Source organism: Streptomyces sp. SLBN-31 (assembly GCF_006715395.1).
Taxonomy (GTDB): Bacteria; Actinomycetota; Actinomycetes; order Streptomycetales; family Streptomycetaceae; genus Streptomyces.
This window is the reverse complement of the sequence record NZ_VFNC01000002.1, coordinates 2,129,362-2,145,865: the sequence shown is the minus strand read 5'-3', so window position 1 is coordinate 2,145,865 and position 16,504 is coordinate 2,129,362. Positions and strand designations below refer to the sequence as shown.

Annotated in this window: 18 protein-coding genes; 9 read left to right on the top strand and 9 right to left on the bottom strand. The window is 70.1% G+C overall.

The features are described 5' to 3' along the window. Nucleotides 1–4: 4 nt before the first annotated feature. Together FBY22_RS29860 and FBY22_RS29855 are read right to left on the bottom strand one after the other, a co-directional pair. Nucleotides 5–1,000 carry a carbohydrate ABC transporter permease gene (locus FBY22_RS29860; RefSeq protein ID WP_399212053.1) on the bottom strand — a complete coding sequence of 332 codons (996 nt, stop codon included), beginning with the start codon at nucleotides 998–1,000 and terminating at the stop codon, nucleotides 5–7. An 89-nt stretch (nucleotides 1,001–1,089) separates the two neighbouring features. Continuing rightward, a complete protein-coding gene (locus FBY22_RS29855) occupies nucleotides 1,090–2,403 on the bottom strand; it encodes an extracellular solute-binding protein (protein WP_142151082.1) in 1,314 nt (437 codons plus the stop codon). A gap of 286 nt (nucleotides 2,404–2,689) precedes the next feature. Here FBY22_RS29855 and FBY22_RS29850 point away from each other — a divergent pair, with 286 nt between their 5' ends. Beyond that, nucleotides 2,690–3,724 carry a LacI family DNA-binding transcriptional regulator gene (locus FBY22_RS29850; RefSeq protein WP_142151081.1) on the top strand — a complete coding sequence of 345 codons (1,035 nt, stop codon included), beginning with the start codon at nucleotides 2,690–2,692 and terminating at the stop codon, nucleotides 3,722–3,724. 25 nt (nucleotides 3,725–3,749) lie between these two features. On the opposite strand, the gene FBY22_RS29845 is transcribed toward FBY22_RS29850, so the two are convergent. Together FBY22_RS29845 and FBY22_RS29840 are read right to left on the bottom strand one after the other, a co-directional pair. Continuing rightward, on the bottom strand, nucleotides 3,750–3,998 hold the full coding sequence (locus FBY22_RS29845) for a hypothetical protein (RefSeq protein WP_142151080.1): 249 nt from the start codon (nucleotides 3,996–3,998) through the stop codon (nucleotides 3,750–3,752). Between the two features lie 213 nt (nucleotides 3,999–4,211). Continuing rightward, a complete protein-coding gene (locus tag FBY22_RS29840; RefSeq protein ID WP_142151079.1) occupies nucleotides 4,212–4,610 on the bottom strand; it encodes a DUF3099 domain-containing protein in 399 nt (132 codons plus the stop codon). A 243-nt stretch (nucleotides 4,611–4,853) separates the two neighbouring features. On the opposite strand from FBY22_RS29840, the gene FBY22_RS29835 reads away from it, so the two are divergent. Further along, entirely contained in the window at nucleotides 4,854–5,132 is a 279-nt protein-coding gene (locus FBY22_RS29835; protein ID WP_142151078.1) for a GlsB/YeaQ/YmgE family stress response membrane protein, read from the top strand. Nucleotides 5,133–5,183: 51 nt separating this feature from the next. Here FBY22_RS29835 and tyrS read toward each other — a convergent pair whose 3' ends face one another. From tyrS to FBY22_RS29820, 3 genes are all read right to left on the bottom strand, one after another. Beyond that, on the bottom strand, nucleotides 5,184–6,452 hold the full coding sequence (gene tyrS / locus FBY22_RS29830) for a tyrosine--tRNA ligase (protein ID WP_142151077.1): 1,269 nt from the start codon (nucleotides 6,450–6,452) through the stop codon (nucleotides 5,184–5,186). A 57-nt stretch (nucleotides 6,453–6,509) separates the two neighbouring features. Beyond that, nucleotides 6,510–7,904 (bottom strand): metallopeptidase TldD-related protein, encoded by a 1,395-nt coding sequence (locus FBY22_RS29825; RefSeq protein ID WP_142151076.1) that lies wholly within the window; start codon nucleotides 7,902–7,904, stop codon nucleotides 6,510–6,512. 168 nt (nucleotides 7,905–8,072) lie between these two features. Next, the gene (locus FBY22_RS29820; RefSeq protein ID WP_142151075.1) at nucleotides 8,073–9,596 is read right to left on the bottom strand and encodes a TldD/PmbA family protein; all 1,524 of its coding nucleotides are present in this window, start codon (nucleotides 9,594–9,596) and stop codon (nucleotides 8,073–8,075) included. Between the two features lie 251 nt (nucleotides 9,597–9,847). Here FBY22_RS29820 and fabG point away from each other — a divergent pair, with 251 nt between their 5' ends. The 3 genes from fabG (at nucleotide 9,848) to FBY22_RS29805 (ending at nucleotide 11,840) form a co-directional block, all read left to right on the top strand. Then, nucleotides 9,848–10,552, top strand: coding sequence for a 3-oxoacyl-[acyl-carrier-protein] reductase (gene fabG / locus FBY22_RS29815; RefSeq protein WP_142151074.1), 705 nt, complete (start codon nucleotides 9,848–9,850; stop codon nucleotides 10,550–10,552). A 5-nt stretch (nucleotides 10,553–10,557) separates the two neighbouring features. Continuing rightward, entirely contained in the window at nucleotides 10,558–11,325 is a 768-nt protein-coding gene (gene fabI, locus FBY22_RS29810) for an enoyl-ACP reductase FabI (protein ID WP_142151073.1), read from the top strand. Nucleotides 11,326–11,498: 173 nt separating this feature from the next. Continuing rightward, entirely contained in the window at nucleotides 11,499–11,840 is a 342-nt protein-coding gene (locus FBY22_RS29805) for a hypothetical protein (protein WP_142151072.1), read from the top strand. On the opposite strand, the gene FBY22_RS29800 is transcribed toward FBY22_RS29805, so the two are convergent. Beyond that, entirely contained in the window at nucleotides 11,821–12,510 is a 690-nt protein-coding gene (locus tag FBY22_RS29800; RefSeq protein WP_142151071.1) for a FadR/GntR family transcriptional regulator, read from the bottom strand. The genes FBY22_RS29805 and FBY22_RS29800 overlap by 20 nt on opposite strands. Nucleotides 12,511–12,580: 70 nt before the next feature. Here FBY22_RS29800 and FBY22_RS29795 point away from each other — a divergent pair, with 70 nt between their 5' ends. From FBY22_RS29795 to FBY22_RS29780, 4 genes are all read left to right on the top strand, one after another. Next, nucleotides 12,581–13,885: a CynX/NimT family MFS transporter gene (locus tag FBY22_RS29795; protein WP_142151070.1), complete on the top strand. Its 1,305-nt coding sequence runs from the start codon at nucleotides 12,581–12,583 to the stop codon at nucleotides 13,883–13,885. Nucleotides 13,886–13,932: 47 nt separating this feature from the next. Next, a complete protein-coding gene (locus tag FBY22_RS45415; RefSeq protein WP_142151069.1) occupies nucleotides 13,933–14,049 on the top strand; it encodes an SGM_5486 family transporter-associated protein in 117 nt (38 codons plus the stop codon). Between the two features lie 166 nt (nucleotides 14,050–14,215). Then, a complete protein-coding gene (locus FBY22_RS29785; RefSeq protein WP_142151068.1) occupies nucleotides 14,216–14,422 on the top strand; it encodes a hypothetical protein in 207 nt (68 codons plus the stop codon). A gap of 65 nt (nucleotides 14,423–14,487) precedes the next feature. Then, nucleotides 14,488–15,006 (top strand): histidine phosphatase family protein, encoded by a 519-nt coding sequence (locus FBY22_RS29780; RefSeq protein WP_142151067.1) that lies wholly within the window; start codon nucleotides 14,488–14,490, stop codon nucleotides 15,004–15,006. A gap of 88 nt (nucleotides 15,007–15,094) precedes the next feature. Here FBY22_RS29780 and serB read toward each other — a convergent pair whose 3' ends face one another. Then, complete coding sequence (serB, locus tag FBY22_RS29775) at nucleotides 15,095–16,321, bottom strand: phosphoserine phosphatase SerB (protein ID WP_142151066.1); 1,227 nt, start codon at nucleotides 16,319–16,321, stop codon at nucleotides 15,095–15,097. Nucleotides 16,322–16,504 lie beyond the last annotated feature (183 nt).

Here is a 16,504-nt window from a genome sequence, read left to right as displayed (position 1 = left end):
CTGGTCAGGACCTGCGCGCCAGCGCGCGCTTGAGGACTCGCTGGACGACGAAGACGAGGATGAGCAGCAGGAACATCGCCCAGGCGACGGTGGCGGCGCGGCCCATCTGGTAGTTCTTCCAGCCCTCCTCGTACAGCAGCAGGCCCAGCGTCTGGTACTGGTTGTCGGCGCCGCCGGTGATGCCGTTGGGACCCTGCCCGAAGATCAGCGGCTCTCCGAAGAGCTGGGTGGCACCGATCGTGGACAGCACGATGGTGAAGACGATGGTGGCCCGGATGCCCGGCACCGTGACCTTGAGGAACTGCTGCCAGCGGGAGGCACCGTCGATGGCCGCGGCCTCGTAGCGGTCGCGCGGGACGGCCTGCATCGCCGCGAGGTAGAGCAGGGCGTTGTAGCCGGTCCAGCGCCAGATGACGATGGTGGAGATCGCGATCTGGGCCGCCCACTTGTTGTTCTCGAAGTCGATGTGGTCCACCCCGACCAGGCTCAGCATCCAGTTGATCATGCCGAAGTCCCGCTCGAAGAGCATCGTGAACACCAGGGCGGCCGCACCGACCGAGGTGGCGTACGGCGTCAGGGAGGCGACACGGAAGAACGTCGACCCACGCATCCGGTAGTTGAGCAGGTGCGCCAGGCCCAGGGCCATCAGCAGCTGCGGGACCGTGGAGATCACGCCGATGGTGAAGGTGTTGGCCAGCGCGTTCCAGAAGCGGTCGTCGTTCCACAGGGCCGTGTAGTTGTCGAAGCCGACCCACTCCATCAGGTTCAGCGACGACAGTTCGACGTGGTGGAGCGAGATCCAGGCCGTGTAGACGAGCGGGTAGAAGCTGAAGGCCGCGAAGACCACGAAGAACGGGGCGACGAACGCGTACGGCGCTCCCCGCAGGTCGAGACGGTGCAGCAGGTTGCGCAGGCCCTGACGGTCTTCGCGTGCGCGCTTGGCGGGCGGGGGAGCGGTGCCTGGAGCACCACCCTGGCTGATCGGGGTGGAGGTGGCCACCGGGAGGCTTCCTTCCTTCGAAGGGTGACGGCTTGAGGACCCGGCGGCCCGAAACCGGGCCGCCGGGCTGGTGTGGCGGGACGGACGGCTCAGCCGGTGGCCTTCTTGATGCGCTCGTCCGTGGTCTTCCAGGCGGCGTCGGGGCTCTTGTTCTGCGACTCGATCAGCGTCAGCCCCTGCGAGAAGATGTCCTTGATCGTGCCGTCCTTGCGGCCGAGCACCTGCTCGTCGGGGATCTCCGTGGCGGCCTCACCGAAGATCTTGCCGATGGGAGCGCCGCTGAAGTAGTCCGACTTCGCCCCGGTCACCGCGGGCGACTTCAGAGCCGTCTCGGACGACGGGAAGTTGCCGATCTTCTCGAAGAGGTAGGACTGCTGCTCGGGAGCCGTGAGCCAGGCGACGAGCTCCTTCGCCTCCTTCTTGACGGGGCTGTTGTCCATGACCCCGAGGAAGGACCCGCCCCAGTTCGCGCCCTTGGGCGCCTTGGCGACGTCCCACTTGCCCTTGTTCGCGGGCCCGGCCTTCTCGCTGATGTGGGCGAGCATCCACGCGGGACAGACCGTGGTGGCGAAGGTGCTGTTCGCCAGACCGGGATCCCAGCCCGGCTGGAACTGCCGGAGCTTCGCGGTGAGTCCCGAGGTCGCGGCCTGCGAGGCCAGCTTCCAGGCGTCCTTGACGACCGGGTTCTTGGCGTAGATCAGCTTGCCGCTCTTGTCGTAGAACTGCTCGGAGTTGCCGTAGATCATGGCGTTGAACAGGCCGCTGGAGCTGTCCATGAAGGCGGCCTTGGAGCCCTTGAGGTTGGCCTTGAAGCGCTTGCCCACGCTGACGTACTTCGACCAGTCGCCCGCCCACAGCTGAGCCACCTCGTCCCGGTCGGTGGGCAGCCCGGCCTTCTCGAAGAAGTCCTTGCGGTAGCAGACCGCCATCGGGCCGATGTCCGTGCCGAGCCCGATGACCTTCTTGTCGGGGGCGGTGACCTGGCTGAGCTTCCAGGGCAGGAAGTGGTCCGTGCCGGGGACGTCCGCGAGGTCGGCGAACTTGTCCTTCTGCGTGTCGACCAGCTCCTTGGCGCGGCCCACCTCGATGCCCTGGATGTCCTTCAGGCCACTGCCCGCGGCGAGATGGGTCTGCAGAGCGGTGTAGTACGTCTGCTCGTCGCCGGCGACGTCCGCCTTGATGACGACGTCGGGGTGCAGCTTCATGTACTTCTCCAGCAGGCCGGTCTCCTTGAAGCCCATGACGCCGAAGAGCCCCATGGTGATCACGGTCTTGCCGTCCTTGTGGCCCCCGCCGGTCCCGGAGCCACCGCCCGAACCGCAACCCGCGACCAGCCCGAGGACAGTCGCGGCCGATATCGCGGCCGCGATTCTTGTACGCAACTTCGTGCGGGTGCTGCTCATTTCCGTCTCCCTAGCAGTGGCTGCCGACGCACCGGGACACCAGCCGAAACAGGACAGCTTTTTGTCCGGATTAGTCTGGTGGGTACGTTCCCAATCGATGGTGGGAACGTGCCCACCAAGGTGGGTGAAGACTGACCGTGCGGCCGCAGTCATGTCAAGAAGGTGAACGCGGTCGGTTACGGGGCGATGTCGGATCGGCCCCTCGGCGGCGGGCCCGGCGCCCGCGGGGCTCTGGCACAATGCGCAGGTGGAGCGCGTCCGGCGGCGCGTCAGGCAAGGAGGGGCCATGGGGGAGAGGCAGCGGCCGACGATCAAGACCGTCGCCGCGCGCGCCGGTGTCGGGCGGACCACGGTTTCACGAGTCATCAACGGCTCGGAACTCGTCAGCGACAAGGCGAAGGCCGCCGTCCTGGCCGCCATCGCCGAACTGAACTACGTCCCGAACTCTGTGGCCCGCGGACTGGTCACCAGCAAGACCAACTCCGTGGCCCTGGTCATCCCGGAGTCCGAGAGCCGGCTCGGCTCGGAACCGTACTTCTCGGCCGTCATCCGCGGGGTCAGCACGGTCCTCACCGAGACCCGCACCCAGCTCCAGCTCATGCTGGTCCGCGACCAGGGCGAGCGCGACCAGCTCACCGCGTCGGTGGCGGAGCGGCGGGTCGACGGCGTGCTCCTCGTCTCCGTCCACGAGCGCGATCCGCTGCCGGGCATGCTGGAGGAGATGGGCCTGCCCACCGTGCTCGCCGGCCGGCGTGGCCGGCAGGAGCCGCTGAGCCACGTCCACTCGGACAACGAGGGCGGGGCCGCGGCAGCGGTACGGCACCTGCTGGACCAGGGACGCTCCAAGGTCGCCACCATCACCGGGCCGCTCGACATGGACGTGGCCCGCAGCAGGCTCCAGGGATGGCGGGAGGCGCTGGAGAAGGCGGGCCTGCCGGCCGGTCCGGAGCTGGTCGCCAGGGGCGACTTCACCGAGGAGGGCGGTCGAGCCGCCATGCGTTCACTTCTCGAACAACTCCCGGACCTGGACGCCGTGTTCGCCGCCTCCGACGTCATGGCGGTCGGCGCGCTGCTGGAGCTGCGCCGGTCGGGGCGCCGTGTCCCCGACGACGTGGCCGTGGTCGGTTTCGACGACTCGATCCTCGCCCGGCACAGCAATCCACCGCTGACCAGCGTCAGCCAGCCCGTCGAGAAGATCGGCAGCACCATCGCGCGGCTGCTCCTGGAGGAGATCGACGATCCGCGAACCCCGCGCCGGCACGTCGTCCTGCCGACCCGGTTGGTCGTACGCGAGTCGTCCGGGGGGCCGTCCGCCGACTGACGGGTGGCCGGCTCGCGCGCCGGCGTCAGCGGTCGCGCACCCCGTCCGTGCCCGGGGCGTCGGTGGGCCTCGTGGACTCCCACTCCCGCAGGGTCACGACGTCCTTGAGCATCCCCCGCACCCCGAGGAACTTCGACAGATGCTCCCGGTGCTCGTCGCAGGCGAGCCACGTCTTGCGCCGCTCCGGCGTATGGATCTTCGGGTTGTTCCACGCCAGCACCCAGACGGCGTCGACACGGCAGCCCTTGGCGGAGCAGATGGGGGTGTCACTCACAGGTATGTCTCACAACCGCTGGAAACAAGGCGACGCCGAGCAGCCACGGGGGGAGCTGCCCGGCGTCGGTCCGTCGCTCCGACGGGGGATGCGGAGCGCCTACGAAGTATGTCACGGGTCACCCGTCGCCCGGCACCTGAACAACATGATTGATCTGAGCTTTTCTTGAGCTTGGCGCGAAGCCGCCTTCCGTTTGTCGCGCCCGGATGCGGGTCACGCCGGGTCGCGCGGCTCGCTTCGTACGCCCGCCGCGGGCTCCGCCGCGACATCTTCCGGAACCGGTTCCGTGAAACCGTCGTTCGTCCGCGACGGCGCGATCATCGGGCGCATCGGCACCGACACGAACGTCGACGGCAGAGACGGCGCGTTCTCCCGCCCGGCGTTCGCGACCACCACCGCGATGTACGGCAGGACGGCGCCGAGCACCAACGCCACGATCGCGACGGGCCGTTCGACGTTCCACAGCGACGCCGCGAGAATGACCGACACCGTACGGATCGACATGGAGATGACGTACCGGCGCTGCCGGCCGCGCACGTCCTCCTGCAGACCCGTCCGGGCGCCGGTGATCCGGAACACCTGGCCGTTGCCGTCGCCGTGCTGCTTCCGCATCACATTTCACCATCCGCCCGCATCGGCCCTGCCTCCCCCCGTGCCCGGTCCACCCCGGCCGGGGTGGGGGTCCGGACTGTTTCCACGTTACGCCGCGCCTGCGCCGCCTACGAGACCGGGTCACCTCCACGCTGGGCGAACACCCTCGGCCGGAGCACGTATGGCCGCACCCGACATGCGGCGTACGGCGTACCGGCCGAGGCTTGACCCAATGCTCGCGTCGAGCCGTACAAGGAGGCAGCAATGGGCTGGTTGTGGGCGATCATCGTGGGATTCGTGCTCGGCCTGATCGCCAAGGCGATCATCCCGGGCAAACAGCACAGCCCCCTCTGGCTGACCACCATCTGCGGCATGCTCGGCGCCATCGTCGGCAACGCGATCGCGCGGGCGGTCGGGGTGGAGTCGACCTCCGGCATCGACTGGAGCCGGCACGCCTTCCAGCTCGTGGCCGCGATCGTCATCGTCTTCGTGGTCGACATGCTGTACATGGCGACTCTGGGCAAGCGCAAACAGACCGCCTGAGCATGCGAAAGGGGCCGGCTCCCCTGGGAGCCGGCCCCTTTCGACGTGGCTCTAGGCGGACGCGACCTCGACCGCCGCCAGGTTCTTCTTGCCCCGGCGCAGCACCAGCCACCGGCCGTGGATCAGGTCCTCCTTGGCGGGGACGGCGTCCTCACCGGCGACCTTGACGTTGTTCACGTACGCGCCGCCCTCCTTGACCGTGCGCCGCGCGGCCGACTTGCTGGCCACCAGGCCCACCTCGGCGAACAGGTCCACGACCGGGCCGAGCTCGGCGACCTGGACGTGCGGGACCTCGGACAGGGCCGCGGCCAGCGTCTTCTCGTCGAGCTCCGCCAGCTCGCCCTGCCCGAACAGCGCCTTGGACGCGGCGATCACCGCGGCCGTCTGATCGGCCCCGTGTACCAGGGTCGTCAGCTCCTCGGCCAGCGCGCGCTGGGCGGCGCGGGCCTGCGGGCGCTCCTCGGTCTGCTTCTCCAGCTCCTCCAGCTCCTCGCGGGACCTGAAGGACAGGATGCGCATGTACGTGGAGATGTCCCGGTCGTCGACATTCAGCCAGAACTGGTAGAACGCGTACGGCGTGGTCATCTCGGCGTCGAGCCAGATGGCGCCGCCCTCGGTCTTGCCGAACTTGGTGCCGTCCGCCTTGACCATGAGCGGTGTCGCCAGGCAGTGCACCTCGGCGGCGGGCTCCAGCCTATGGATGAGGTCGAGGCCCGCGGTGAGGTTGCCCCACTGGTCGCTGCCGCCCTGCTGGAGCGTGCAGCCGTAGCGCCGGTACAGCTCCAGGAAGTCCATGCCCTGGAGCAGCTGGTAGCTGAACTCCGTGTAGCTGATGCCCTCCTGCGACTCCAGCCGCCGGGCGACCGAGTCCTTGGTGAGCATCTTGTTGACGCGGAAGTGCTTGCCGATGTCCCGCAGGAACTCGATGGCCGACATGCCGGCCGTCCAGTCCAGGTTGTTCACCATCACCGCGGCGTTCTCGCCCTCGAAGGACAGGAACGGCTCGATCTGCGCGCGCAGCCGGGTCACCCAGTTCGCGACCGTCTCCGGGTCGTTCAACGTGCGCTCGGCCGTGGGCCGCGGGTCGCCGATCTGGCCGGTCGCCCCGCCCACCAGCGCCAGCGGGCGCAGCCCCGCCTGCTGGAGCCGGCGCATGGTGAGGACCTGCACCAGGTGACCGACGTGCAGACTGGCCGCGGTGGGGTCGAAACCGCAATAGAACGTGACGGGACCGTCCGCGAGCGCCTTGCGCAAAGCGTCCTCGTCAGTGGACAGGGCCCACAGCCCCCGCCACTTCAGCTCGTCGACGATGTCCGTCACGGTTCTCGTATCTCCTTGGATGATCCTCGGGCAGTCGAGCGACAGCCGCCTACGAGGTTATACGCCCTGACTGACAGAGCTCATGTTGAAGTCGGGCACCCGCAGGGCCGGCATCGCGGTCCTAGTGAACCAGTCGCTCCACTCCCTGGGCAGCGTCTTTTCGGTACGCCCGGCCTCGGTGGCCCGGCCCAGCAGGTCCACCGGCGACTCGTTGAACCGGAAGTTGTTCACCTCGCCGGTCACCTCGCCGTTCTCCACGAGATAGACGCCGTCCCTGGTCAGGCCGGTCAGCAGCAGCGTGGCCGGGTCGACCTCGCGGATGTACCACAGGCAGGTCAGCAGCAGCCCGCGTTCGGTGCTCGCGACCATCTCCTCCAGGGAGCGGTCCTCGCCGCCGGTCAGGATCAGGTTGTCGATCGCCGGGGCCACCGGCAGGCCGGTCAGACCGGCGCTGTGCCGGGTGGTGGCGAGGTTCGTCAGCACCCCCTCGCGCACCCACTCGGTGGCCGCGAGCGGCAGACCGTTGTCGAACACCGACTGATCACCCCCGGAGGAGTGGGCGATCACGAAGGGCGCCGACTCCAGTCCGGGTTCGTTCGGGTCGCTGCGCAGGGTCAGCGGCAGCTCGGTGAGCCGGTCGCCCACGCGGGTGCCGCCGCCGGGCTTGGAGAACACCGTGCGCCCCTCGACCGCGTCCCGCCCCGACGCCGACCACAGCTGGTAGATCAGCAGATCCGCCACCGCGGTCGGCGGCAGCAGCGTCTCGTACCGTCCGGCGGGCAGCTCGATCCGCCGCTCGGCCCAGCCGAGGCGTACGGCGAGCTCGGCGTCCAGGGCCGCCGGGTCGACGTCCTTGAAGTCCCGCGTGGAGCGTCCGGCCCACGCCGAGCGCTTGCGGTCGGGCGACTTGGCGTTGATCTCCAGCGTGCCGTTGGGCTGGTCGTGACGCAGGCGCAGCCCCGTCGACGTACCCACGTAGCTCGAGACGAGTTCGTGGTTGGCGAAGCCGTACAGTTCGCGGCCGCCGGCACGCGCGCGTGCGAAAGCCTCGCCCAGCGCCGGCGCGAAGTCGGCGAACACGGCGGAGCCGGTCTCAGCGGGCGCGTCCGTGAAGTCGGGGGAGGCCGGTACGTTCGTGACCAGCGGCTGCGCGTCCTCGGCGGGTCCGGCGGCCCGCGCCGCGGCCTCCGCGGCCCGCACCAGGGGCTCCAGCTCGGCCACGGTGACGGCCGAGCGCGAGACGACACCGGAGGCCGTGCCCTCCTTGCCGTCGACGGACGCGATCACCGTGAGCGTACGGCCCCGGGTGACACCGTTCGTGGTGAGGGCGTTGCCCGCCCAGCGCAGGTTCGCGGTGGACTGCTCGTCGGCGATGACGACACAGCCGTCGGCGGTGGACAGCTCCAGCGCCCGCTCGACGATCTCGTGCGGCTTGTTGCTGCGGGCGCTCATCGACCGGCCTCCTGCGTGGTGTTGAGACTGTGCTTTTCCGGGGGATAACCCCCGGACCCCCAGCCGAGACCTGCACGGGCGCTCATCGACCGGCCTCCTGCGTGGTGTTGAGACTGTGCTTTTCCGGGGGATAACCCCCGGACCCCCAGCCGAGACCTGCACGGGCGCTCATCGACCGGCCTCCTGCGTGGTGTTGAGGATGTTGACGCCGCGGAAGAGCGCCGAGGGGCAGCCGTGGGACACGGCGGCGACCTGGCCCGGCTGGGCCTTGCCGCAGTTGAAGGCGCCGCCCAGGACGTAGGTCTGCGGGCCGCCCACCGCGGCCATCGAGCCCCAGAAGTCCGTCGTCGTCGCCTGGTAGGCGACGTCCCGCAGCTGCCCGGTGATCCGCCCGTTCTCGATCCGGAAGAATCGCTGGCCGGTGAACTGGAAGTTGTAGCGCTGCATGTCGATGGACCACGACCGGTCCCCGACGACGTAGATCCCGCGGTCGACCCCGCCGATCAGGTCCTCCGTCGACATTCCGGCCGGGTCCGGCCGGAGCGAGACGTTGGCCATGCGCTGCACGGGCACGTGGCCGGGGGAGTCGGCGAAGGCGCAGCCGTTGGAGCGCTCGAAGCCGGTCAGCTTCGCGATGCGGCGGTCGAGCTGGTAACCGACGAGCGTGCCGTCCTTGACCAGGTCCCAGGACTGGCCCTCGACGCCCTCGTCGTCGTAGCCGACGGTCGCGAGGCCGTGCTCTGCGGTGCGGTCGCCGGTGACGTTCATCAGCTCGGAGCCGTAGCGGAGCTTGCCGAGCTGGTCGAACGTGGCGAAGGAGGTGCCGGCGTACGCGGCCTCGTAGCCGAGCGCGCGGTCCAGCTCGGTGGCGTGGCCGATGGACTCGTGGATGGTCAGCCACAGGTTGGACGGGTCGACGACCAGGTCGTACAGGCCCGCCTCGACGCTCGGCGCCCGCATCTTCTCGGCGAGCAGCTCGGGGATCTGCTCCAGCTCGCCCTCCCAGTCCCAGCCGGTGCCGGTCAGGTACTCCCAGCCCCGCCCGACCGGCGGCGCGATGGTCCGCATCGAGTCGAACTCGCCGCTCGACTCGTCGACCGACACGGCGGTCAGCGACGGGTGCAGCCGGACACGCTGCTGCGTCGTCACGGTCCCGGCCGTGTCGGCGTAGAACTTGTTCTCGTGCACGGTGAGCAGGGAGGCGTCGACGTGGTTGACGCCGTTCGCCGCGAGCAGCCGTGCGCTCCAGTCGGCCAGCAGCGCCGACTTCTCCTCGTCCGGGACGCCGAACGGATCGATCTCGTACGACGACACCCATGTCCGGTCGGCGTGCACGGGCTCGTCGGCGAGCTCCACGCGCTCGTCCGAGCCGGCCGCCTTGATCACCTGGGCGGAGAGCTTCGCCATCGCCACCGCCTGCGAGGCGACCTTGGCCGCCGCGTCCAGGGTCAGGTCGACGCCCGAGGCGAAGCCCCAGGTACCGCCGTGCACGACGCGCACCGCGTACCCGAGGTCGGTGGTGTCCGACGACCCGGCGAGCTTGGCGTCCCGCAGGCGCCAGGAAGCGCTGCGCACCCGTTCGAGGCGGAAGTCGGCGTGCTCGGCGCCCAGCGCACGCGCGCGTGCGAGCGCGGCGTCCGCGAGGGCGCGTAGCGGGAGTGCCGTGAAGGCTTCGTCGATGGTATGAGGCACCTGCGTCTCTTCCTGTTGACCCGACAGTGACCGGCGGTTGCCCCGATCATTTCGCGGCGACCGGGTGGCGGACCACACGTTTGCGGGCGTGCTCGGCAACTTTCTGTAGGGACCCGACAGCGAGTCCCCCGAGCCACTGTCGGTGCCCGATTGTCCGCGGGACGGCCGGGCCCGATAGGTTTTCGAGGGAAGCCGCCTGTCATCGAGGTGTTCGGGCGGATGTGTCAGACCCCTATCGAAAGGGTGATCCGTTGAGCCGCTCGGTTCTCGTCACCGGAGGCAACCGGGGCATCGGCCTCGCCATCGCCCGCGCGTTCGCCGATGCCGGCGACAAGGTCGCGATCACATACCGTTCGGGTGAGCCGCCGGCCGGCTTCCTGGCCGTCAAGTGCGACATCACCGACACCGAGCAGGTGGAGCAGGCCTACAAGGAGATCGAGGAGGCCCACGGCCCCGTCGAGGTCCTGATCGCCAACGCCGGCATCACCAAGGACCAGCTCCTGATGCGCATGTCGGAGGAGGACTTCACGTCCGTCCTCGACACCAACCTCACCGGCACCTTCCGTGTGGTCAAGCGGGCCAACCGCGGCATGCTGCGCGCCAAGAAGGGCCGCGTGGTCCTGATCTCCTCGGTCGTCGGCCTGTTCGGCGGCCCCGGCCAGGCCAACTACGCCGCCTCCAAGGCCGGCCTGGTCGGCTTCGCGCGCTCCCTCGCCCGTGAGCTGGGCTCGCGCAACATCACCTTCAACGTCGTCGCGCCCGGCTTCGTCGACACCGACATGACCAAGGCGCTCACCGACCAGCAGCGCGAGAACATCGTGTCCCAGGTGCCGCTCGGCCGTTACGCGCAGCCCAAGGAGATCGCCGCGACGGTGCGGTTCCTCGCCTCGGACGACGCCTCGTACATCACTGGAGCCGTCATCCCCGTTGACGGCGGACTGGGAATGGGTCACTGAACACCATGAGCGGAATTCTCGAGGGCAAGCGCGTCCTGATCACCGGTGTGCTGATGGAGTCCTCCATCGCCTTCCACGCCGCCAAGCTGGCCCAGGAGCAGGGCGCCGAGATCATCCTGACCGCGTTCCCGCGGCCCACGCTGACCGAGCGCATCGCCAGGAAGCTCCCCAAGCCCACCAAGGTCATCGAGCTCGACGTCACCAACGACGAGCACCTGGGCCGCCTGGCCGACGTGGTCGGCGAGGAGCTCGGCGGCCTCGACGGCGTCGTGCACTCCATCGGCTTCGCGCCGCAGGACGCGCTCGGCGGCAACTTCCTCAACACGCCGTTCGAGTCGGTCGCCACGGCCATGCACGTCTCGGCGTACTCCCTGAAGTCGCTGACCATGGCCTGCCTGCCGCTGATGCAGAACGGCGGCTCGGTCGTCGGCCTGACCTTCGACGCGCAGTACGCGTGGCCGCAGTACGACTGGATGGGTCCGGCGAAGGCCGCCCTGGAGGCCACCAGCCGCTACATCGCCCGCGACCTGGGCAAGCAGAACATCCGCTGCAACCTGATCTCCGCGGGCCCGATCGGCTCCATGGCCGCCAAGTCCATCCCGGGCTTCAGCGACCTGGCGGCCGTCTGGGACAGCCGCTCCCCGCTGGAGTGGGACCTGAAGGACCCGGAGCCGGCCGGCAAGGGCATCGTCGCCCTGCTGAGCGACTGGTTCCCGAAGACCACCGGCGAGATCGTCCACGTGGACGGCGGTCTGCACGCCATCGGCGCCTGATCGCCCCCGCGCCGTCTGACGGCCCCCGCGCCGTCGACGCCCCGCTTCCGCAAGGCAGCGGGGCGTCGCCCGTTCGGCCTATCCGGCCGGGCGCGGGCGGACGGTGACCGGGCACGCTGGAGGGGCGTTCACCACACGCTCCCCTCCCCAGCCCGGCCGAGGAGGTCCCCGTTGTGCGCCTGTCCCGCAGCCTGGCCTCAGTGACCGCCGCCGTCGCTCTCGTGATGTCCCTGCCGTTCGAGGCGGTGCCGCACGCGCGGGTGCCGGGGTCCGCCTCCGCCGAGCCCTTCGGGGCCGAGTGCCGCACCAGGGTCACCGGCTCCCATGTGACCGCGTACTGCCACAACCCCTATCCGCAGACCGACCGCGTCAGCCTGCACATCGAGTGCGACCAGTGGTGGGACCTCGACAGCGACGGCACCCCGGTCGACGCGGATCCGGCGATGACGGTACGGCTCACCGGGCGCTGCTGGGAGGACGTGCGCACGGCGTGGATCAGTCACCAGAAGGGGTGAGGCGCCCCGGACGGCACAGGAACGGATAGCTCGCTGCCTCCCTGCCCGCCGCCTCGGCGTCGCCCGCGCGGATCGCGTCGACCAGCCGCGTGTGGTCCATGTACGTCTCCGGCGTCAGCTCGTCGCCGACGTCCTCGCGCAGCCAGTCCCGCAGCACCTCGCCGAGGTCGGCGTACACCTCGCTCATCACGTCGTTGTGGGACGCGGAGACCACCGCCAGATGGAAGGTGGTGTCGGCCGTCACGAACGCCTCCGTGTCGCCCGACTCCCACGCCTCCTCGCGCCGCACCAGCAGCGCGTCGAGCTGTTTGAGGTCCTTCTCCGTGCGCCGCCGGGCGGCCAGCCGCGCCGCGGAGGACTCCAGCGTGGAGCGAAGCTCGGCGATGTGCCGGGGGTCGGCGTCGGCGAACCGGCGGTGCATCACGCCGGCCAGCTCGCTGGTGGCGACGACATAGGTACCCGAGCCCTGGCGGATGTCCAGCAGGCCGTTGTGAGCGAGTGCGCGGACGGCCTCACGGACTGTGTTGCGGGCGACGCCGAGCTGCTCGACCAGCTCCGGCTCCGTCGGGATGCGCGAGCCCACCGGCCACTCACCGGAGGTGATCTGGTTCCGCAATGCGGCGATGACCTGCTCGGACAGGGCCGAACGACGGGGATGGCTCAGGGGCATGGCACACCTTCGCACGCGGCGGCCGGGTACGGCGGACCCGGGCATGGACAACCAATCATCCCATGATTCTATGATGGGTCTCATGCCACGTGAGGAAATCAGCACGACGACGTCCACCGCAGTACGCGGGCCGGCCGCCGAGGAGCCGCCGCGAACCGCCACGCACGCGTGGACGACACGACTGCTCCTGATCGGCATCGTGCTGACCGCGCTGAACCTCCGCCCCGCCATCACCAGCCTCGGCGCGCTCCTCAAGGAGGTCCGCGACGGGCTGGGCATGAGCGGCAGCGTCGCCGGGCTGCTCACCTCCGTGCCCCCGCTCTGCTTCGCCGTCTTCGGCGTCATGGCCCCGCGCCTGGCCCGCCGCTTCGGCCCCGCCGCGGTGGTGTGCGCGGGCATGCTCGCCATCACCGCGGGCCTGCTCATACGGCCTTACGCGGGCGGTACGGCGGGCTTCCTGGCCGCCAGCGCGCTCGCCCTCATGGGCATCGCCGTCAGCAACGTCCTGATGCCGGTCATCGTCAAGCGCTGGTTCCCAGACCGGGTCGGCTCCATGACGGGCCTGTACTCGATGGCCCTCGCCCTCGGCACCGCGTCCGCCGCCGCGGTCACCGTCCCCATGACCGACGCCCTGGGCGGCGGCTGGCAGACCGGCCTCGCGGTGTGGGCGGCGCTCGCCGGTGCGGCCGTACTGCCGTGGATCCCGTTCGTACGGCGCCGGCAGGCAGCCCCGGCCGAGGAGCGGCACGCGCGCGTGCCGGAGCCGTCCGCCCACGACGCTGTGCCCGCGCTGCGCATCACCCGGAGCCGTACCGCCTGGGCCCTCGCCGTCTTCTTCGGGCTCCAGGCCACCGCCGCCTACATCACGATGGGCTGGATGGCACAGATCTTCCGGGACGCGGGCGTGTCCGCCGGCACGGCGGGACTGCTGCTGGCCGTCACGATGGTGATGGGCGTGCCGCTCGCCTTCGTGATCCCGCGCGTCGCCACCAGGCTGCCGCACCAGGGACCGATCGTGCTCGCGCTCGGCGTCTGCGGACTGGCCGGATACGCCGGCCTCTACCTCGCACCGGCGGGCGGCGCCTGGGCCTGGGCCCTGCTGCTCGGCGTCTCCAACTGCGCCTTCCCGCTCGCCCTGACCATGGTCGGCATGCGGGCCAGGACCGGCGCCGGCGTCGCCCAGCTCTCGGCCTTCGCCCAGAGCACCGGTTACCTGATCTCCATCCCCGGCCCGCTGCTGGTGGGCGTGCTCTACCAGCACAGCGGCGGCTGGGGACTGCCGATCGCCCTCATGACCGGCCTGATGATCCCGCAGATGGTGGTCGGCGTGCTGGCGGGCCGCGACCGCACGGTCGAGGACGAGGCTGCCCGCTGACTCACCCCGCCGGATTCGGGGCGGGGGAGGGGTGCGAGACTTGCCGTATGCCAGTGCTCGACCCGAACCCCCAGAACGGCCAGAAGAAATTGCTGATCGTGTTCGGCGCCTTCTTCGCCATCTTCGTGATCATCGCCGTCATCGCGACGATCGCCTCCCCCTGACGCCCCTCCGGAGGGCCGATGGTGGTGCTAGCCCCCCATCCCCTAGGGGGCGAGTGTCAGGGTCAACTGGGTGGATCTCCGGATGGGTTGAGGACGCCGGACTCCGTACCTTCGAAGTGTGGCCGCGAGCGGCGGACCACCGGCCCGAAGACCCACGGAGGAACCCATGTCGGCCCAGTCGCACCCCCGGCCCCACGCGGCGACCACGGGCCGCGTCGACATCCGGTTGCCCTGGTGGGCCCTCGCCCTGCCCACCCTCGCCTTCGTCGTGCTCCTGGCGCTCATGCTGAACCCGACGGACGCGCAGGCCGCGGCCGGCGATCCGGCGATCACTCACCTCTTCGAGCGCGTACAGCAGCTCATGGCCCGCTGAGCACGGTCGAAGCCGCCGGTCAACTCCCTGCGCCCGATGGCCTGTTTCATGCGAAGCTGGGTGGCATGAGCGTCGCAGAACCCCGCAGGATCGTCCTCTTCCGGCATGCGAAAGCCGACTGGCCACAGGTGACCGATCATGAGCGCCCCCTCGCCGAGCGGGGCCGAATGGACGCCGCAGTCGCCGGACGCAAGCTGGCCGACTCCGCAGTCACCTTCGATCTGGCCCTCTGCTCCACCGCGACCCGGACCCGCGAGACCTGGAAACTCGCCGTCCACGAACTTCCGCATCGGCCGAAAACCGTCTATGAGGAACGGATCTACGAGGCCTCGCCCGGCGAGCTGATCGCGCTGCTGAACGAGACCCCGGACGACGCGCAGAACATCATCCTCATCGGTCACAACCCGGGCGTGCAGGGCCTCGCCGACATCCTCGCCGGCTCGGCCGAGGGCGACTCCCGGCAGCGGATGAACGGCCGCGGCTTCCCGGCCGCCGCCTTCGCCGTCCTGACCTTCGACGGCTCCTGGAAGTCCCTGGAACCGGCCGTGGCCACCCTGACCGACTACTGGGCGCCCAGCGAGTAGCACCCGGGGTCAACGGCCGAGGGGCCCGGCACCACCCCGGTGCCGGGCCCCTCGCCGTAGTCCTCGCCGTGGTCCTCGCCCGGACGGCTCACCGCTCGTCCTGGATGTCCGCGGTCTCGACCTCCTCGCGGGTGACGCCCAGCAGATACAGGACCGTGTCCAGGAACGGCACGTTCACCGCGGTGTGCGCCGCCTGACGGACGACCGGCTTGGCGTTGAAGGCGACCCCGAGACCGGCCGCGTTGAGCATGTCCAGGTCGTTGGCGCCGTCGCCGATCGCCACGGTCTGGGCGAGCGGCACGCCCGCCTCGGCGGCGAACCGGCGCAGCAGCCGCGCCTTGCCCGCGCGGTCCACGATCTCGCCGGTGACCCGGCCGGTCAGCCGCCCGTCGACGATCTCCAGGGTGTTGGCCTGGGCGAAGTCCAGCCCGAGCCGCTCCTTGAGGTCATCCGTGACCTGGGTGAAGCCGCCGGAGACCACACCCACTTGGTAGCCGAGCCGCTTCAGGGTACGGATCAGCGTCCGGGCACCGGGTGTCAGCCGCACCTCGCTGCGCACCTTGTCGACGACCGACGCGTCCAGCCCCTCCAGCAGCGCCACGCGCGCGTGCAGCGACTGCTCGAAGTCCAGCTCCCCGCGCATCGCAGCCGCGGTCACCTCGGCGACCTTGTCCTCGCAGCCCGCGTGCGCCGCGAAGAGCTCGATCACCTCGTCCTGGATGAGCGTGGAGTCGACGTCCATGACGACGAGCCGCTGCGCCCGCCGGTGCAGCCCCGCGGCGACGACCGCCACGTCGACACCCAGTGCCGCCGCGTCCGTCACCAGAGCCGTGCGCAGGGGAGCGGTCTCGACGCCGGAGACCGCGAACTCGACCGCCGTGACCGGGTACTTGGCGAGCCGGAAGATGCGGTCGATGTTGCCGCCGGCCTGGGCGATCTTCGCCGCGATGCGGGCGGTCGCCTCCGCCGTGAGCGGGTGACCGAGGACGGTGACCAGGGAGCGGCCGAGGCCGCGCGGGCGGTTGTCGCCGTGGCCGGAGATGATCTCCGCCTGCATCTTCATCGACTCCGCCCAGCTGTGGACGGTCGCCCGCAGGTCGCCCTCGAGTCCGGGCACCGGCTGGGTCACGAGCGCGCACAGCGTGAGACGGCCACGGGTGACGACCTGCTCGATGTCGACCACGTCGACGGAGTAGGCGGCGAGGGTGTCGAAGAGTCCGGCCGTGATGCCCGGCCTGTCCTTGCCGAAGATCTTGACGAGGAGAGTGGGGACGTCAGGGGCCACGTCGGAGGGCGAGGTCTGCGAAGCGCTCATGGTGTACCCACCGTATCCGGCACCCAGTGCCGCCCGCCGCCGCGGTCCGCCTGGCGGACACGGAACATCGGGTGTCGAGCAGATGACCGACGTCTTGCACGCGGACCACGGCCGCACCGACGACAGTGCCTATCGCCGGCGACGTCATGGCCTTCACCACGGCCCTTCCGGTAGCGCATGCCG

Coding starts and splice junctions, on each gene's coding strand:
- FBY22_RS29785 (WP_142151068.1), top strand. CDS start 14,216: ATGTCGGCCCAGTCGCACCCCCGGCCCCACGCGGCGACCACGGGCCGC.
- FBY22_RS29800 (WP_142151071.1), bottom strand. CDS start 12,510: ATGCCCCTGAGCCATCCCCGTCGTTCGGCCCTGTCCGAGCAGGTCATC.
- FBY22_RS29850 (WP_142151081.1), top strand. CDS start 2,690: ATGGGGGAGAGGCAGCGGCCGACGATCAAGACCGTCGCCGCGCGCGCC.
- FBY22_RS29855 (WP_142151082.1), bottom strand. CDS start 2,403: ATGAGCAGCACCCGCACGAAGTTGCGTACAAGAATCGCGGCCGCGATA.
- FBY22_RS45415 (WP_142151069.1), top strand. CDS start 13,933: ATGCCAGTGCTCGACCCGAACCCCCAGAACGGCCAGAAGAAATTGCTG.
- FBY22_RS29840 (WP_142151079.1), bottom strand. CDS start 4,610: ATGCGGAAGCAGCACGGCGACGGCAACGGCCAGGTGTTCCGGATCACC.
- FBY22_RS29780 (WP_142151067.1), top strand. CDS start 14,488: ATGAGCGTCGCAGAACCCCGCAGGATCGTCCTCTTCCGGCATGCGAAA.
- FBY22_RS29825 (WP_142151076.1), bottom strand. CDS start 7,904: ATGAGCGCCCGCAGCAACAAGCCGCACGAGATCGTCGAGCGGGCGCTG.
- fabI (WP_142151073.1), top strand. CDS start 10,558: ATGAGCGGAATTCTCGAGGGCAAGCGCGTCCTGATCACCGGTGTGCTG.
- serB (WP_142151066.1), bottom strand. CDS start 16,321: ATGAGCGCTTCGCAGACCTCGCCCTCCGACGTGGCCCCTGACGTCCCC.
- FBY22_RS29795 (WP_142151070.1), top strand. CDS start 12,581: ATGATGGGTCTCATGCCACGTGAGGAAATCAGCACGACGACGTCCACC.
- FBY22_RS29835 (WP_142151078.1), top strand. CDS start 4,854: ATGGGCTGGTTGTGGGCGATCATCGTGGGATTCGTGCTCGGCCTGATC.